Consider the following 15,798-nt stretch of genomic DNA (forward strand, 5'->3'; position numbering starts at 1 on the left):
GTACCTCCGCACCCCCCCCGCATACCTCCGCGTGCACCGAGGAGCACCGACCATGCGTCTGACCGTCACCGCCGTCGACCCGCAGCAGGGCCAGACCGCGGACATCGTGATCGAGGCCGATCCATCGGTTCCGGTCGGCGAGCTCGCCGAGGAGCTCCGCCGGCGGCTGCGCGGCGGTGACCCCGACGCGCAGCCGGTCCTCTTCCACAGCGGCACCCCGCTGCCGCACGACCAACCCGTGGGCGCCACCGGCCTCAGGGCCGGCAGCCTGCTGTCGCTGGACGTGCCGGTGGCCGTGCCCGGCCGGGAGCCGGACGGGGTCGCCGAGGTGCGGGCGGTCGGCGGTGCCGACGCCGGGGCCGTGTTCCGGCTGCCGCCGGGCGACTACGAGATCGGCGCCGCCGACGCCTGCCGGATCCGACTGACCGCGGACGGCCTCGCCAAGACGGCCGCCCATCTGAAGGTCCTGGCCGACGGCACCGCGACCGTGCGCTCCGCGCCGGGGGAGCAGGTGCTGCTGGACGACACCGCCGTACCCGACTGGACGGAGTGGCCGTCCGGCGGTGTCCTCGAAGTGGGCCCGGCCCTGCTGGAGCTGGCCGCCCCCTCGTTCCCCGACGCCGCCCTCGTCCCCTCCGAGGACGGCGTCGGCCTCGACTACAACCGTCCGCCGCGGCTGCTGCCGCCGCCCGTGCAGAACCGGTTCAAGCTGCCGGTGCCGCCCGGCAAGCCGGCCCGCAACAAGCTCCAACTGCCCCTGATCTTCGCCCCGTTGGTGATGGCCGGGGTCTCCGTGCTGCTGCTCGGCAACCTCCGCTTCCTCATCTTCGGTCTGCTCTCCCCGGTCATCGCCCTGGTCAGCCAGCTCTCCAACAAGAAGCGCGGCAAGGAGAACCACCAGGAGCAGGTCGCCGAGTACGAGAAGAAGAAGGCCGAGCTGGAGGGGGAGGTGGACGCGGCGGTGCTCGCCGAGCAGCGGGCCCGGCGGGCCGCGAGCCCCGACCCGGCGAGCACCCTGCTCATCGCCGCCGGTCCGCGGCTGCGGCTGTGGGAGCGGCGCTGGCGCGACGACGACTTCCTGCTGCTGCGCCTCGGTGTCGCCGACCGGCCGGCCTATGTCGAACTCGACGACCCGGCCGAGGCGGAGCACCGCCGCCGGATCACCCGTATCACCCGGGCCGTGCCCGTCACCGTTCCGCTGCGCGACGCTGGTGTGCTGGGCGTCGCGGGCGGTGAGGCCGCCGAGCCGCTCGTACGCTGGCTCGCCGCCCAGGCCGCGACCCTGCACAGCCCCTCCGACCTGCGGATCTGCGTGCTCGCGGGCAGCAGGGGCGAGGACCGCTGGTCCTGGGTGCACTGGTTGCCGCACACCGCCCCGCTCGGCGAGGACACCCGCAGCCTGGTCGGCGCGACCACCGAGTCGGTGGGCCGCCGTATCGCCGAGATCTGCGCGCTGATCGCCGCCCGGCAGTCCGCCGGGAACCGCGGACCGCGCGGGGGAGCGGCCGGCGAGCCCGACGTCCTGGTCGTCCTCGACGGAGCCCGCAGACTGCGCGCGCTGCCCGGCGTCATCCAGATCCTGCGGGAGGGACCGTCGGTCGGCGTGTACGCGGTGTGCGTGGACGACGAGGCACGGCTGCTGCCCGAGGAGTGCCAGGCCGTGGCGGTGGCCGCGTCCGACGGGCGGCTGCGCGTGGAGCAGACCGGGGCCGATCCGGTGGTCGGAGTGCTGATGGATGCGCCGGGCCGTGCCTGGTCCGTCGGCGTCGCCCGCGCCCTCGCCCCGCTGCGGGACGTCGGCGACGACGCCGAGGAGAACCTGCTGCCCGGTTCCGTACGACTGCTCGACGTGCTCGGTCTGGAGCCGCCGGTGCCGGACGGGGTCGCCGCCGGCTGGGTGCTCAACGGCCGTAGCACCAGGGCGATTCTGGGCGAGGGAGTCGACGGGCCGTTCTCCGTCGACCTCGCCGCGGACGGACCGCACGGACTGATCGCCGGCACCACCGGCTCCGGCAAGTCCGAGCTGCTGCAGACCCTGGTGGCGAGCCTCGCCGTCGCCAACCGGCCCGACGAGCTGAACTTCGTCCTCGTCGACTACAAGGGCGGCAGCGCGTTCGCCGAGTGCGAGGACCTGCCGCACACCGTCGGCATGGTCACCGACCTAGACACCCACCTGGTGGAACGGGCGTTGGTCTCGCTCGGCGCCGAGCTCAAGCGCCGCGAGCACATCCTGGCCGAGGCGGCCGCCAAGGACATCGACGACTACACCGACAAGCGCACCCGGCGCCCCGAACTCGCGCCGCTGCCCCGACTGGTGCTGGTCATCGACGAGTTCGCCTCGATGATCCGCGAACTGCCCGACTTCGTCTCGGGGTTGGTCAACATAGCCCAGCGGGGACGTTCCCTCGGCATCCACCTGATGCTGGCCACGCAGCGCCCCTCCGGCGCGGTCACCGCCGACATCCGCGCCAACACCAACCTCCGTATAGCCCTGCGCACCACCGACACGGGCGAGAGCCGCGACATCATCGACGCCCCCGACTCCGGCCAGCTCTCGCCGCGTACCCCCGGCCGCGCCTACGCCCGGCTCGGACACGCGGCACTGCTGCCCTTCCAGACCGGGCGGATCGGCGGCCGGCGCCTCGACCCGACGGCCCTCGACGAGGAGCACGCGGCCCCGGTCCTCACCGAACTCCACTGGGAGGAACTGGGCGACCCGCTGCCGCGCGCGGCCGTCGCCGAGCTCGCCGTGCAGCCGGTCACCGACCTGTCGGTGCTGGTGGAGGCGGTGCGTGGGGCGGCGGAGCAGCTCGCCGTACCGCCCGCGCGCCGCCCGTGGCTGCCGCCGCTGCCGGACACGCTGGCGCTGGCCGACCTGGCCTCCGGTTCTGCCGCCGAACCCGGACAGCTCGCCCCCGTCGCGTACGGCATGGTCGACGTCCCCGCCGAGCAGGCGCAGCGCGAACTCGCCTTCGACCTGGACCGGATGGGCCATCTGCACATCATCGGCTCGCCCCGCAGCGGCCGTTCCCAGACGCTGCGCACCGTGGCCGCCGCCCTGGCCGGGGCGCACGGCACCGCCGACGTCCATCTCTACGGCCTCGACTGCGGCAACGGCGCCCTGCAGGCCCTGACCGGGCTGCCGCACTGCGGCGCGGTGGTGGACCGGGGCGAGACCGAGCGGGTCGTGCGGCTGCTGTCCCGGCTCACCGGCGAGGTCGGCCGGCGCCGCGCGCTGCTCGGCCGGCAGGGCGTCGCGGACCTCACCGAGCTGCGCCGGATCCTGCCCGAGGAGCAACGGCCGCCGCACGTACTGCTGTTGGTCGACCGGTTCGAGGCGTTCGAGCGGGACTTCTCCGCGTACGACCAGGGCAGTGTGATGGACGCGATGACGCTGCTGATGCGCGAGGGCGCGAGCGTCGGCGTGCACCTGGTGCTCGCCGGTGACCGGGTGCTGAGCCAGAGCCGGTTCTCCTCCACCACCGAGGACAAGCTGGTGCTGCGGCTCAACGACCGCAACGACTACTCGATGGTGGGCCTGACCGCCCGCTCCGTCCCGGAGGACCTCCCCGCGGGCCGCGCCATCCAGCCCAAGGACACCACCAACGCCCAGATCGCCCTCGTCGACGGCACCGACCCGAGCGGCGCCGCCCAGGCCCGCGCCCTGGTCGCACTCGCCGAGCGGACGACGGAGCGGGACGCCCAAGTCGCGGACGAGCGACGGCCGTTCAGGGTCGACGTGCTGCCCGACCGGCTCGGCTTCGAGGAGGCCCTGGAGCGCAGGCCCCGCAACGTCTCCCCGCTGTGGGCGATGGTCGGCGTCGGCGGCGACGAACTCTCCGCGCAGGGCACCGACATGTCCCAGGTCCCGTCCTTCGTGATCGGCGGCCCGCCGCGTTCGGGCCGCAGCACTGTGCTGCTCACCATGGCGCGCTCGCTGCTCGACCTGGGCACGAAGCTCGTGGTGATCACGCCCCGCACCTCGCCGCTGCGGGGGCTCTCCGGACACCCTGGCGTGGTCGAGGTCTTCACGGACTCCGACGTCGAGGTGGCCGCCTTCCGCGCGGCGCTCGGCAGGGTGGACTCACCGGCCGGCGCGATCCTGGTCGACGACGCGGAGCTGATGATCAACTCGGAGCTGGACAACGACCTGGCCGCCCTCGCCCGCGGCAGCGCGGGTGACGGCTGGGGCCTGGTCGTGGCCGGCAACAACGAGGTCCTGCTCGGCGGTCTGTCCGGCTGGCAGGCCATCGTCCGCCGCAACCGCTGCGGCGCCCTGCTCGCACCCCGCTCGGCCAGCGACGGCGAACTCGTCGGCGCCCGCGTCCCGCGCGGCATCCTCGGCGAGGACAGCGAACCGGGCCGCGCCCATCTCCAGCTCGGCGACGGCCGGTTCCTGACGGTGCGGGTGCCGGAGACGACGGTGGACTGACCACTCGGCCCATACGAAAGGGCCCTGCCGTCCGTCGGACGGCAGGGCCCTTCTCGTGTTCCGTGCCTAGCGCGCGGCGCCGACCGGCGCCTCCTCCCCGAACGCGAACGTCGACGTGATGGCGTCGAAGAGGTCGTACAGCTGGTCGGCCAGCGGGATGTTCGGGCTGAAGCAGGTGATGATCAGCACCCGACGGCTGTCGGGCACCGGCACCACCGTGTGCATCACCACCAGCTTGTACGAGACGCCGGCGGCCACCTCGCTCTCCTCGATGCCGACGAGTCGGCCGACCTGCCCGGGACCCGGGAGCGTCTCCGTCGTGAACGTCCGTGTCGTGCCCTCGCCCCGGCGGTCCCCGGTGGCGGAGAACTGCTTGGCGAGACCGTGCGCGGAGAAGTCCTCTCCGGGCGGCGGGGTGATGCTGAACACCAGCAGACCGGCCATCAGCAGGCCGTCCTCGTACATGGTCGTGGTGCCCGCGGCGTAGACGGCGCCGCGCCGGCGTGCGCCGTCCATGATCCGCCGAGCATTGCGGAAGGCCTGGTTGACGACGTCCCGCGTCGGCTTGTCCGGGGTCTGCCGCAGCAGTTCGGCCCGACGCTCGGCCAGCGTGTCACCGCTGAGGTCGTACTCCGTCCAGTTGTCCGGGATGGCGATCCCGAAGGTCTGCGAACCGTTGGTCATGGGGACCGTGCTCCTTAGGACTTGCTTCCGTCATTGCCGTCGAGCGCCGACGCCTGCTGGGTGTCGGCGTCCGCGAACGCCTTCACGATGGCCTCGCAGGCGTCCCTGAGGTCCTTGCTGTTCCGCTTGAGCTGGGTGCGCCCGTCGTTCCACTTCTTGTCGAAGTTGCTGCCCGCGTCGACCAGGGGCCGGCCCACGGCGTCGGCGTCGAAGCCGCTCGACTTGGTCTCGATCAGGTCCATCACCTGGCGCAGCAGCGTGCCGAGGCGCTCCACCTCGTCTCCGGGCATGTTGATCTCGGCCATGGGCTCCTCCCTGGGTGCGTGGTTCGGCGGGCCTGTCCTGCCTCGCACCAGGAACGGGACCCGGGGCGGGGCGGTTCAAAGCCCGGGCATTTCAATGAGCAGGCACGAAAACGCGGAGGGCACGCGGGCCGTCGACCGGCGCTCGCGTGCCCTCCGCGTACGGGAACGAGGGGTGCCCTCAGGTGCCGCTCCGCACGAGCTTGCCGTCCGCCCCCACCGCGAACCACTGCCCGTCCAGGCCCTGCCCGTTGACGTCACCGGGCGCCGCGTCACCGACGTAGTAGTAGAGCGGCCAGCCGCCGTACGTCGTCTGCACGGCACCGCCCGACTTCTTGGCCTCCTGGATCAGCGACGACTGGACGCCCTTGCCGGCGGAGGCCTTCGCGCCGCCGGTCAACGCGGGCCACACGGCGATGCACTTGGCGTCGCAGTTGCTCGCACCGCCCTTGTCCTTGGTGAAGGCGTACAGGGTCCGGCCCTCGCCGTCGACCAGGATGGAGCCGAGCCCGGAGTCCTTGACGGCGATGGCCTCGCTCCTGCCGCCGGACCCCTTGCCGGCACCGTCGTCGTCCTTGCCCCCGCCGCAGGCGACCAGCCCCAGAGCCAGCGGTATCGCGATCAGAGCCGTCCGTGCGCGCATTGTGGTGACCTCTCTCAGCCGTGAATTGGAGGGGGTCGCATCCCCGCGACCCACACGTGCCGAGCCGGTTTCGGGTTCAGTTTTCTTCCACGGAAATGGAATTGAACCGGTGGCTGGGTCCGCTCGTGTTTCCGGCACTGCACCGGACCGAAACCCGAAACGACGGAGAAAACAATGCGCAAGCTCTCTCTCGCGGTGTCCGCCGCCGTGTTCGCCACCGGACTGCTCGCCACTTCCCCGGCACTTGCCCATGACGGCCACGGCTCGCACACCGCCTCGGGCACATCGGAGTCGGCCACGGCCTCACCGCCGCCCGCCGTCTCCCCGAACGAGCCCGCCGTCTCCCTCATCGCCCAGCTCTCCGGCGACCAGGAGGTGCCGGTCAAGGACGGCCCCGCCGTCGGCGACCCGGACGGCAAGGCCGTCGCGCTGGTCAAGGTCAAGGGCAACCGCATCACCTTCGCCCTGTCCTGGAACGGCATCGACCGCCCGACGCTCGGCCACATCCACCAGGGCGCCACGGGCACCAACGGCGATGTGAAGGTCGGCCTGTTCACCACGCCGATGCCGTCCACCGTGCAGTCCGCGGCCGGCCAGACCTCGGTGACCGATGCCGCGCTCGCCCGCCAACTGCGCACCGACCCGGCCGACTTCTACGTCAACCTGCACACCAAGGAGTTCCCCGGCGGCGCCGTGCGCGGCCAGCTGCGGCCGCTGGCCAAGCCCGTCAACCCGCTCAGCATCATCCGCGGCGGCAAGCTGCGTGCGCTCGCCGACGGTGGCCAGGAGGTGCCGACCGGCGACCCGAAGCGGGTCGGCGACCCGGACGGCCACGCGGTCACGTTCCTCTACCCCGGAGGCAGCAGGGTCGGCTACTCCGTGGCCTGGGTGAACATCGGTGAACCGCTCGCCGGTCACGTCCACCAGGGCACGCTCGGCCGCAACGGCGACGTGAAGATCCCGCTGTTCGTCACCCCGGTCCCGCAGAACATCTTCGCGATCTCCGGCACCGTGAGCGTCCAGGACCCCTCGGTCCTCGCACAGATCAAGAAGGCCCCGACCGGCTTCTACGCCAACCTGCACACCGCGGAGTTCCCCGACGGAGCGGTCCGCGGACAGCTCTTCCGCTGAATGTCCGTTCAACAACAGGTGAACGACCGTTCAGTAACAGACGGCTTCCGGGCAGGCGACCTTCAAGAATCAGTCATGCTTGAAAGTGAGACTTGATTGGTCTAGACGTTACTGCAACGCTGCTCGCGTGTGGATTCGACTCTTCCGTTCAAGAGCCCGTCTACTCCGGATAGTTCTGCCCGCGGCCGTCGGTGTGTCGGCCGTCCTGGGGGCCGGTCTCATCGTTGCAGGCCGTCCGGCCGTGGCCCAGGCCGCGCCGGCCGCCGACCGCTACGTCGGCATCGCCGCGGTCGCCCGGACCCCTCTGCCCGTCGTCCTGCCGGACGCTTCCACCGGAACCTTCACCGAGGACTGCGGTCGCAACGAGAACGCCCACCGCAACTCGGACAACCTGGTGGTCTCACCCGGTGTCTCGGGCTCGGCCCACCATGTCCACGACTACGTGGGCAATGTGTCGACCACCGCCCTGTCGAGCAACGAGAGCCTGGCCGCCGCCCGCACCACCTGCGTCGGCGGCGACCGCTCCACGTACTACTGGCCGGTGCTGCGGCGGCTGGACCGGGCGGGGGCGGACGCCCATCTCATGGGCGGCGGGACGGACGGCAACACCGGTGAGATCCTGACGCCGTCCTCGGTCGTGATCGAGTTCCGCGGCAACCCGGTGAGTAAGGTGGTCGCCATGCCCCGGTTCCTGCGGCTGGTCACCGGTGACCCGGTCGCGGTGATCGTGGGCGACGCCAACGTGCGCGCCCAGTGGGGCTGTTCGGGCTTCACGGACCGCTTCACGACCCGGTACACCCTGTGCCCGAGGGGCAGCGGACCGACCCGCACCCTGGACTTCCCCAGCTGCTGGGACGGCCTGTCCACGGACAGCCCCGACCACCGTACGCATGTGGTGTTCCCGGCGGCCGACGGAGTCTGCCCGCACGCCACCTTCGCCGTACCGCAACTGCGCATCACCCTCACGTACGCCCTGCCGCAGGGCACCCCGTACGCGGTGGACTCCTTCCCGGAGGAGAAGCGCGACCCCAAGACGGACCACGGCATGTTCATCAACGTCATGACGGACCGCCAGATGTCGGCGCTGATCGGCTGCCTCAACGAGGGTCGGCACTGCCGGTCGGCGTGACGCCGGAGCCTGGCGTGAAAAAAGTTCCGAACTCGATCGAACCGACTCCGGCTGCCACCCGTGTACAGCGCGTCAGCTCAGGAGAGGACGGGAGAAAGTGGATGGCGGCGCTGTGGTCCCGCGCTCGGGACAAGCAGAGAACAAGCGACGAGGTACTGATCCGGTCCTTGTACGAGGAGCACGGCAGGGCCCTGCTCGCTTACGCCCAGCGGCTCACGGGTGACCACGCCGCCGCGGAGGACGTGGTCCAGGAGACCCTGATCCGGGCCTGGAAGAACCAGGAGGCCCTGGTCAACGGCAAGGGCTCGGTGCGCGGTTGGCTGCTCACCGTGGCCCGCAACATCATCACGGACCGGTTCCGGGCCAAGGCGGCGCGTCCGCAGGAGGTCGCCGAGTCCGTGAGTACCACTCCGGTGGAGAAGGACCACGCGGAGGGCGTGGTGGACTCGATGCTCGTCATGGAGGCCCTCGACCGGCTCTCCCCGGACCACCGGGACGTGCTCAACGAGATCTACTTCCAGGGCCGCAGCGTCGCCGAGGCGGCCGAGACTCTGGGAATACCTCCCGGGACCGTGAAATCCCGATCACACTATGCGTTGAAACAGTTGAGGGACCTGTACAGAGACAAACCGAAGACCGCGAAGCTCGTCGCGTTGAAGGAGGTGGCGGCATGAGCATCAAGGAGCACGACAGCGCACTGCTCGGCGCCTACGTCCTCGGCACGCTCGACGAGCGGGAAGTGCAGGCCGTGGACGAACACGTGGCCTCGTGCGACCGGTGCCGTGAAGAACTGGACGGATTGCGGGAGATGGAAGCGGCACTCGGTGAGGTGCCGCCGGAGGCGTTCCTCGACGGTCCGCCGGAGGGCGGCGATCTGCTGCTGCAGCGCACGATCCGGCAGGTGCGCAACGAACGCGACGGAGTGGAGCGCCGACGACGGACGGTCCTGGCCGCGGTCGCCGCGGTCGCTGCGGCTGCCGTACTGGGCGGCGGTGTGCTGCTCGGCCGGCAGATGGGCGGCGACACCAGCCAGGTCGCGGACCCCCCGACACCCTCGATCACGGCGACCGCCACCCCGCCCGTCGGCACCCGGCTCGCCTCCGGCACCAGCGCCTCGACGGGCAGCCGGATGACGGTACGGGTGACCCCGGCCGCGTCCTGGGTCCGGGTGAACGCCTCGGTGGCCGGCATCCCGGTGGGCGAGCACTGCCGCCTCATCGTGGAGACCAAGGACGGGAAACGCGAGATCGCCGGCAGCTGGGTCGTCGCGGACGAGGACAAGGGCGCCAACCTCGACGGTTCGGCGGCCATTCCGATCGACGACGTCGCCAAGGTCCTGGTGGAGAACGAACAGGGCAAGGAATACGTCTCCCTGAAAGTCTGAAACCGAGTGGTTCCGGCCGCACAGAAACCCTGCGCGGCCGGTCCGCCCTGCCCCGAGGACAGGTACGGCCACACGTGGACGGCTCCAATTCGAAAGCGACGGGAATCGCGTTCATCGGCTGCGGCTATGTCGCCGATTTCTACATCGCCACCCTTCCCAACCACCCCCACCTCTCCCTGCGCGGCGTATACGACCTGGACGCCGAGCGGGCCAAGAAATTCTCCGAACACCACGAAGTACGTCCCTACGCATCCCTCGACGAACTCCTGGCGGACGACTCCGTCGCCATCGCGGTCAACCTCACCAACCCCCACAGCCATTACGAGGTCTCCCGCCGCTGTCTCGAGGCGGGAAAGCACGTCTATTCGGAGAAACCTTTCGCCGAGGAGCTGTGGCAGGCCACGGACCTGGTCGAGTACGCCGAGCAGCTCGGCCTGACCCTGTCCTCCGCCCCCTGCTCCCTGCTCGGCGAGACGGCCCGGACCCTCCAGCAGGCCCTCGCGCAGGGACTCGTCGGACAACCCCGCCTGGTCTACGCGGAGTTGGACGACGGAGCGGTGCACCAGATGAACTTCCGCAGCTGGGCGGGCCCTTCAGGAGCGCCCTGGCCCTACGCCGACGAGTTCCGGGTCGGCCCCACCCTCGAGCACGCCGCCTACTACCTCACCTGGCTCACGGCCTTCTTCGGCCCGGCGTCGGAAGTCACCTCGTACGGCGGCCTCCTCCAGCCCGACAAGGCCCCGGACGTGGACCCCACCGCGCTCGCCCCCGACTTCACCTGCGCCCTCGTCCGCTTCCACTCCGGCGTCGTCGCCCGGCTGACCTGCAGCACCGTCGCCCCCGAGGACCACTCGCTGCGGATCGTCGGCGACGAGGGGGTCCTGTCCGTCGCCGAGTGCTGGGACTACGGCGCCCCGGTCACCCTCCGCAGGCGCGTCGAGATGTCGGAGTCGACGCCCCACTACCTGGCCGAGCCACAGCGGATACCGCCGGTCCGCCCGACGGACCGTCCCTTCCGCTACGAGCGCCACCACGGGCACGACATGGACTTCGCCCGCGGCATCGCCGACATGGCGGAGGCGATACGCGGCGGCGGGAGCCCACGCCTCACCGCCCGGCACGCACTGCACGTTCTGGAGATCACCCTGGCCGTCTCCTCCGCGGAGGGAGCGGCCCACACCGTCCTGCACACCACGTTCGACCAGACATGAGGCGGTCCATGTCAGTCCCCCCGCAGACTGTCCCCTCACCCACGCCCTACGCGATCGAGGTGGCCGACGTCGTCAAGACCTACCCCGGAGGCGTGCGCGCCCTCGACGGCCTCTCCTTCGCCGTCCAGCCCGGCCAGGTCTTCGGGCTCCTCGGCCCGAACGGGGCCGGCAAGTCGACCACCATGAAGATCCTCACCACCCTGGCCCGCCCGGACTCCGGTTCCGTGCGGGTCGCCGGACATGACGCGCTGCGCCGCCCCGACCTGGTGCGGCGCGCGATCGGCGTCGTCGCCCAGCGCTCGGGCGCGGACCCGATGACGTCCGGACGCGAGAACCTCGTCCTGCAGGGGCGGCTGTACGGCCTGCGCGGCGCCGAACTCTCGAGCAGGGTGGAGGAGTTGCTCGACCGGTTCGACCTCGGCCACGCCGCCCGACGCGAGGTGCGGACGTACTCGGGAGGCATGCAGCGCCGGCTGGACGTGGCCCTCGGCATGGTGCACATGCCCCGCGTGCTCTTCCTCGACGAGCCGACCACCGGCCTCGACCCCGAGTCCCGTACGGCGATGTGGGACGAGATCGAGCGGATGGTCACCGACAACGCCCTGACCATCCTGCTGACCACGCACCACCTGGAGGAGGTCGACCGGCTCGCCCACCGGCTGGCCATCGTCGACCACGGGCGGATCGTCGTCGCGGGCACGCCGGAGGAGCTGAAGGGCGAGCTGCGCGGCGACGCTCTGCGCATCGAACTGAGCTCCGCCCCCGACGCCCGCGGGGAGCGGCTCGCCCGCGAGGTGCTCGCCACCCTGCCCGGCCTCCGGGAGGTCACCGTCGAGGGCCGCAGGCTCGGCGCCCGCGCCGACGCGGGTGCGGCCGCCGTACCCATGGCCCTTGCCGCCCTCGATCAGGCGGGTCTGCCCGTCGCCGCCGTCACCGTCGCCCGGCCCTCGATGGACGACGTGTACCTGCGCCATGTCGGCCGCCGTTCCCCCGTCACCGTCGAACCGATCGGAGCCCCGGTGTGAACGGCACGCTCGTGGACACCCTCTGGCTGACGCACCGCCGCCTGAGCGTGGTCGTCCGGCAGCCCGGATACCTGGTCATCACGATGGTCCAACCGGTGATCTGGCTCTTCCTGTTCGGCAGCCTGTTCAGACGGATCGTCGAACTGCCGGGCTTCGGTGTCACCTCGTACCTGGACTACCTCGTGCCGGGCATCGTGGTGATGAACGCCCTGTCCTTCAACTCCTGGGCGGGAATGGGCACCTTGGAGGAGATCCAGCGCGGCACCCTCAACCGCTTCCTGATCACTCCGGTCCGCCGCAGCGCCATGGTGAGCTGTGTCGTCGTGGAACACGGGCTCAGTACGGTCGTCCAGTCGCTGGTCATCGTCCTGCTCGGCGGGGCGGGCGGCGCGCACTACCCGGGCGGCCTCCTCGGCCTGCTCGTCCTGATCACCGCGGCCGTGCTGCTCGGCATGGTCTTCAGCGCCCTGTCCCACACGATCGGACTGATGGTCAGGCGGCGCGAGACCATCATCGCGCTCAACACCCTCCTGCTCCTTCCCCTCACCTTCCTGTCGTCGGCGTTCATGTCGGCGCAGCTGATGCCGCGCTGGATGCGCGACATCGCGGGCTTCAACCCCGTCAACTGGGCGCTGGACGCCGGGCGTTCGGCCCTGGCCTCCGACCCCGACTGGACGACCGTCCTCACGCGGTGCGGCGGACTCGCCGCTCTCGCCGCGCTGTTGGTGGCCGTCTCGCTGCGAGGCTTCCGCGCCTACCAGAGATCTGTCTGACCGCACGTCGCCCCCCGGCCCCGCACATTTCCCCCTTCCCCCTTCCCCCTGTCTTCTGCGATGAAGAGGCATGCCCTGATGCACCCCGTCACGGCCGGCCGGCCCACGCCTGCGCTGTCAGCAGACGTCGATCCCGCCTGCTCCGCCCACATCCCCGCCGCCGACATGCTCGCCGGCGACTGGATCCCGCTCCGCCGGACCGCCGCCGGAGTCCTGATCGCCACCGGCGGCCCGTTACCGGACCGGTCCTCGCTCAGCCGCTGGTTTCCCGGTGAGGAGCTGGTGTTCCGGGAGGCAGGCCGGCGCGAGATACAGGAACTCGTCGTGGACACCCGCCTCGACGAGGTCGCCGACGACATGGCCAACGCCTTCACCCGGAACTTCCCGGAGCACGCGGCCCGGACCGGCGTCAGACCCTGGCAGAAGGCGGCGTCGTACGCCCTCGCCCTCGCGGTGGCCGTCACCCTGGCGTCCGGCGGCCTGGACGTCGTCGTGACCGCAGTCTCCGTGCTCTTCAGCCTCGGGCTGCTGTTCAAGGTGTTCCTCGCGGCGGTCTCCGCGCAGCGGCTGGCGGACCCGTCCCCCGAGCTGCCCGACGCCGAACTCCCCACCTACACCGTGCTGGTGCCGGCGTACCAGGAGGAGGCCGTCATCGGGGACACGGTGCGCTGGCTCGCGGACCTCGACTACCCCGCCGGCAAACTGGAGATCCTGGTCCTGGTGGAGCGCCGTGACGAGGCGACCGCCCGTGCCGTGCGCGAGGCCGAGCCCCCCGACTTCGTCCGTGTCGTCCCGCTGGCGCCGGGCCCGCCGCAGACCAAACCGCGGTCCTGCAACCTCGGCCTGATGCTGGCCCGCGGCGAACTACTCGTGATCTTCGACGCGGAGGACCGCCCGGAGCGCGACCAGCTGCGCAAGGTGGCCGGGCAGTTCGCGGTCGGCGGAGACGAACTTGCCTGCGTACAGGCCAAGTTGAACTACTACAACGAGCGTCGCAATCTCCTGACCCGGCTCTTCAGCCTGGAGTACGCGTTCTGGTTCGACCTGATGCTACCGGGCCTGGCCCGGCTCGGCCTGCCGATCCCACTGGGCGGCACGAGCAACCACCTGCGCACCGACGTGCTGCGCCGCGTCGGCGGCTGGGACGCCTGGAACGTCACCGAGGACGCCGACCTCGGCCTCCGGCTGGCCTCGACGGGCCATCGCGTCGACGTCGCGGACTCCACGACCTGGGAGGAGTGCCCCGCACGCTCCTGGGCCTGGATCATGCAACGCACCCGCTGGCTCAAGGGCTATCTGCTGACCGGCCTCGTGTACACGAGGCGCCCGGCCGACACGGTCCGACGCTTCGGCTGGAGCGGCCTGGTCTCCCTGCTGGGCATTGTCTTCGGCACCCCCGTGGTCTTCATGTTCTGGCCGTGCGCGTTCGTGCTGCCGCCGGCCGGCCTGGGTGGTGTCCAGGCGGCCACCATGTGGATCAGCGCCGCCGTCATGGCCGTATCGATGCTGATCGCTGCGCGCAGACGCCGGATGTCCTGGTGGACGGCGGCTCTTGTGCCCTTCTACTGGCTGCTGCACGCGTTCGCCGGCTGGCGGGGCCTCTGGCAGCTGATCCAGGCCCCGTACAAGTGGGAGAAGACGGCTCACGGAAGCAACGCGCCTAGGCACACGCCTTGACGTACGGCCGCTGGACCAACGCGAGCGCAAGATCCGCAGCCCGAACCACCCCGTCCCCCTCCGCCCGAACAGCCCGCCCCAGCTCACGCGCATTCCGGACAACCCGAGGATCATGCAACTGCCACAGCGCGGACCGCAGCCCCTCCGCATCAAGCCCATGCAGCGGCACATGCACCCCGACCCCCCGCCGCCGCACCAACTCCCCCCACATCGGCTGGTCCAGCATCCCGGAGGCCACCAGCGCCGGCACACCCGCCCGTACGGCGGAGCCCGTCGTGCCGGAGCCACCGTGATGCACCGCAAGCCGACACCGGGGCAGCAGCGCGGTGAGGTCCGCGCTCTCCAACACCCGTACCCGGGACGGGTCCTGGACCGCGGCCGCCGGCAGTCCGGCCCACCCGGCGGTCACCACGGCCCGCAGCCCCAGCTCCCCGGTGGCCCGCTCGATCGTCGCCAGCATCCCCGCCGGATCGGCGAGCGGCGTACTGCCGAACCCGAAGTACGCGGGCGCCTCCCCCGCGTTCAGCCAGCTCTCCAACTCGGCGTCCAGACCATGCTCCGCGGCCAACGCCCGGTCCTCACCGGTGAGTTCGAGCCAACCGGCGAACGGACGCTGTTCCGGCCACTCGACGCCAGGCATCAGCAGCGAGCTGTAGCCCTGGATCTCCAGCGCCCCGAGCTCCTGGGCGCGCAGTGGGGTGGAGAGCTCGGTCGGGGCCAGCCCGAAGGCGGCGCGCAGCCGGTTGATGCCGTCACGGCGCATCTCCCACGAGGCGCGCTCGTACGCGATGTGGGTCTGCCAGTTGGCGCCGGGCACCGTGGACGCCTTGCTGGTCACGAACGGGTTCGGTGCCACGTGGTTGGGCCGCACCGGGAAGAGGTGCAGCAGCGCCAGCGGGATCCTCCGGGCCTCGGCGATCAGCACCGCCAGGTCCTCCGTCAGCGAACCGGAGACGATGAGGTCGGCGCCCTCGCACACCCCGAACAGCGTCCGCGCGATGTCCGCCGTGTGGGCCGCCATCACCGTACGCAGCCCGGCGAGGAACTCCGCACTGTCGCTGGAGGTGACCCAGTCGTGCTCCGGCGCGGGCGAGGCCAGGAACTCCCGCCAGTCCACCGGCAGTTGCTCCAGCGGCAGCCCGGCCGCCCGCACCATGTCGGCGGATCCGGCCGGGGCCGCCAGCACGGGCGTGTGCCCGCGCCGGGCGAGCTCCCGGCCCAGGGCGACGAGCGGCTGGACGTCGCCGCGGGTGCCATGGGTCATCAGGACGATACGCAGAGCCTTCATCTCGTAGCCACCTTCCATGCCTGCTTGGGTCTGCGCCCCCGTACCGGTGAACGCGACGGCAACACGAGGTGCGGGCCGGGGCGGTTCGACCGCTGCGCAGTGGGGCGAACCACACCGAT

Annotated in this window: 13 protein-coding genes; 9 read left to right on the forward strand and 4 right to left on the reverse strand. The window is 71.3% G+C overall.

Annotated elements, in window-relative coordinates:
* Positions 1-52: 52 nt before the first annotated feature.
* Positions 53-4,432 carry an FtsK/SpoIIIE domain-containing protein gene (locus ABZ880_RS12490; protein ID WP_361260607.1) on the forward strand — a complete coding sequence of 1,460 codons (4,380 nt, stop codon included), beginning with the start codon at positions 53-55 and terminating at the stop codon, positions 4,430-4,432.
* 66 nt (positions 4,433-4,498) lie between these two features.
* On the opposite strand, the gene ABZ880_RS12495 is transcribed toward ABZ880_RS12490, so the two are convergent.
* The 3 genes from ABZ880_RS12495 to ABZ880_RS12505 form a co-directional block, all read right to left on the reverse strand.
* Positions 4,499-5,116, reverse strand: a complete 618-nt coding sequence (locus ABZ880_RS12495; RefSeq protein WP_361260609.1) for a hypothetical protein — start codon at positions 5,114-5,116, stop codon at positions 4,499-4,501.
* Positions 5,117-5,130: 14 nt separating this feature from the next.
* Positions 5,131-5,421, reverse strand: coding sequence for a hypothetical protein (locus tag ABZ880_RS12500; protein ID WP_361260611.1), 291 nt, complete (start codon positions 5,419-5,421; stop codon positions 5,131-5,133).
* 178 nt (positions 5,422-5,599) lie between these two features.
* The gene (locus tag ABZ880_RS12505; protein ID WP_361260613.1) at positions 5,600-6,061 is read right to left on the reverse strand and encodes a hypothetical protein; all 462 of its coding nucleotides are present in this window, start codon (positions 6,059-6,061) and stop codon (positions 5,600-5,602) included.
* Positions 6,062-6,235: 174 nt separating this feature from the next.
* Here ABZ880_RS12505 and ABZ880_RS12510 point away from each other — a divergent pair, with 174 nt between their 5' ends.
* The 8 genes from ABZ880_RS12510 to ABZ880_RS12545 all read left to right on the forward strand — a co-directional run bounded on the left by ABZ880_RS12510 (position 6,236) and on the right by ABZ880_RS12545 (position 14,391).
* The gene (locus ABZ880_RS12510; protein WP_361260615.1) at positions 6,236-7,192 is read left to right on the forward strand and encodes a CHRD domain-containing protein; all 957 of its coding nucleotides are present in this window, start codon (positions 6,236-6,238) and stop codon (positions 7,190-7,192) included.
* A gap of 241 nt (positions 7,193-7,433) precedes the next feature.
* Positions 7,434-8,321: a DUF1996 domain-containing protein gene (locus ABZ880_RS12515; RefSeq protein ID WP_361260617.1), complete on the forward strand. Its 888-nt coding sequence runs from the start codon at positions 7,434-7,436 to the stop codon at positions 8,319-8,321.
* 101 nt (positions 8,322-8,422) lie between these two features.
* Entirely contained in the window at positions 8,423-8,995 is a 573-nt protein-coding gene (locus tag ABZ880_RS12520; RefSeq protein WP_361260619.1) for a sigma-70 family RNA polymerase sigma factor, read from the forward strand.
* Positions 8,992-9,705, forward strand: a complete 714-nt coding sequence (locus ABZ880_RS12525) for a zf-HC2 domain-containing protein (protein ID WP_361260621.1) — start codon at positions 8,992-8,994, stop codon at positions 9,703-9,705. The genes ABZ880_RS12520 and ABZ880_RS12525 overlap by 4 nt, the downstream gene beginning before the upstream one ends.
* Positions 9,706-9,779: 74 nt before the next feature.
* Positions 9,780-10,916, forward strand: a complete 1,137-nt coding sequence (locus tag ABZ880_RS12530; RefSeq protein WP_361260623.1) for a Gfo/Idh/MocA family oxidoreductase — start codon at positions 9,780-9,782, stop codon at positions 10,914-10,916.
* Between the two features lie 8 nt (positions 10,917-10,924).
* On the forward strand, positions 10,925-11,941 hold the full coding sequence (locus ABZ880_RS12535; RefSeq protein WP_361260625.1) for an ATP-binding cassette domain-containing protein: 1,017 nt from the start codon (positions 10,925-10,927) through the stop codon (positions 11,939-11,941).
* Positions 11,938-12,714 carry an ABC transporter permease gene (locus tag ABZ880_RS12540; protein ID WP_361260627.1) on the forward strand — a complete coding sequence of 259 codons (777 nt, stop codon included), beginning with the start codon at positions 11,938-11,940 and terminating at the stop codon, positions 12,712-12,714. The genes ABZ880_RS12535 and ABZ880_RS12540 overlap by 4 nt, the downstream gene beginning before the upstream one ends.
* A 60-nt stretch (positions 12,715-12,774) precedes the next feature.
* Positions 12,775-14,391 carry a glycosyltransferase gene (locus ABZ880_RS12545; RefSeq protein ID WP_361260629.1) on the forward strand — a complete coding sequence of 539 codons (1,617 nt, stop codon included), beginning with the start codon at positions 12,775-12,777 and terminating at the stop codon, positions 14,389-14,391.
* On the opposite strand, the gene ABZ880_RS12550 is transcribed toward ABZ880_RS12545, so the two are convergent.
* Entirely contained in the window at positions 14,375-15,679 is a 1,305-nt protein-coding gene (locus ABZ880_RS12550) for a nucleotide disphospho-sugar-binding domain-containing protein (protein WP_361260631.1), read from the reverse strand. The genes ABZ880_RS12545 and ABZ880_RS12550 overlap by 17 nt on opposite strands.
* Positions 15,680-15,798 lie beyond the last annotated feature (119 nt).

Origin of the sequence: Streptomyces sp. NPDC047043 (assembly GCF_040644055.1) — a bacterium.
GTDB lineage: Bacteria > Actinomycetota > Actinomycetes > Streptomycetales > Streptomycetaceae > Streptomyces.

Bases quoted from the DNA above. Each gene is read 5' to 3' on its own strand.
- ABZ880_RS12490 (WP_361260607.1), top strand. From the start codon at position 53: ATGCGTCTGACCGTCACCGCCGTCGACCCGCAGCAGGGCCAGACCGCG.
- ABZ880_RS12495 (WP_361260609.1), bottom strand. From the start codon at position 5,116: ATGACCAACGGTTCGCAGACCTTCGGGATCGCCATCCCGGACAACTGG.
- ABZ880_RS12500 (WP_361260611.1), bottom strand. From the start codon at position 5,421: ATGGCCGAGATCAACATGCCCGGAGACGAGGTGGAGCGCCTCGGCACG.
- ABZ880_RS12505 (WP_361260613.1), bottom strand. From the start codon at position 6,061: ATGCGCGCACGGACGGCTCTGATCGCGATACCGCTGGCTCTGGGGCTG.
- ABZ880_RS12510 (WP_361260615.1), top strand. From the start codon at position 6,236: ATGCGCAAGCTCTCTCTCGCGGTGTCCGCCGCCGTGTTCGCCACCGGA.
- ABZ880_RS12520 (WP_361260619.1), top strand. From the start codon at position 8,423: ATGGCGGCGCTGTGGTCCCGCGCTCGGGACAAGCAGAGAACAAGCGAC.
- ABZ880_RS12525 (WP_361260621.1), top strand. From the start codon at position 8,992: ATGAGCATCAAGGAGCACGACAGCGCACTGCTCGGCGCCTACGTCCTC.
- ABZ880_RS12535 (WP_361260625.1), top strand. From the start codon at position 10,925: ATGTCAGTCCCCCCGCAGACTGTCCCCTCACCCACGCCCTACGCGATC.
- ABZ880_RS12545 (WP_361260629.1), top strand. From the start codon at position 12,775: ATGAAGAGGCATGCCCTGATGCACCCCGTCACGGCCGGCCGGCCCACG.
- ABZ880_RS12550 (WP_361260631.1), bottom strand. From the start codon at position 15,679: ATGAAGGCTCTGCGTATCGTCCTGATGACCCATGGCACCCGCGGCGAC.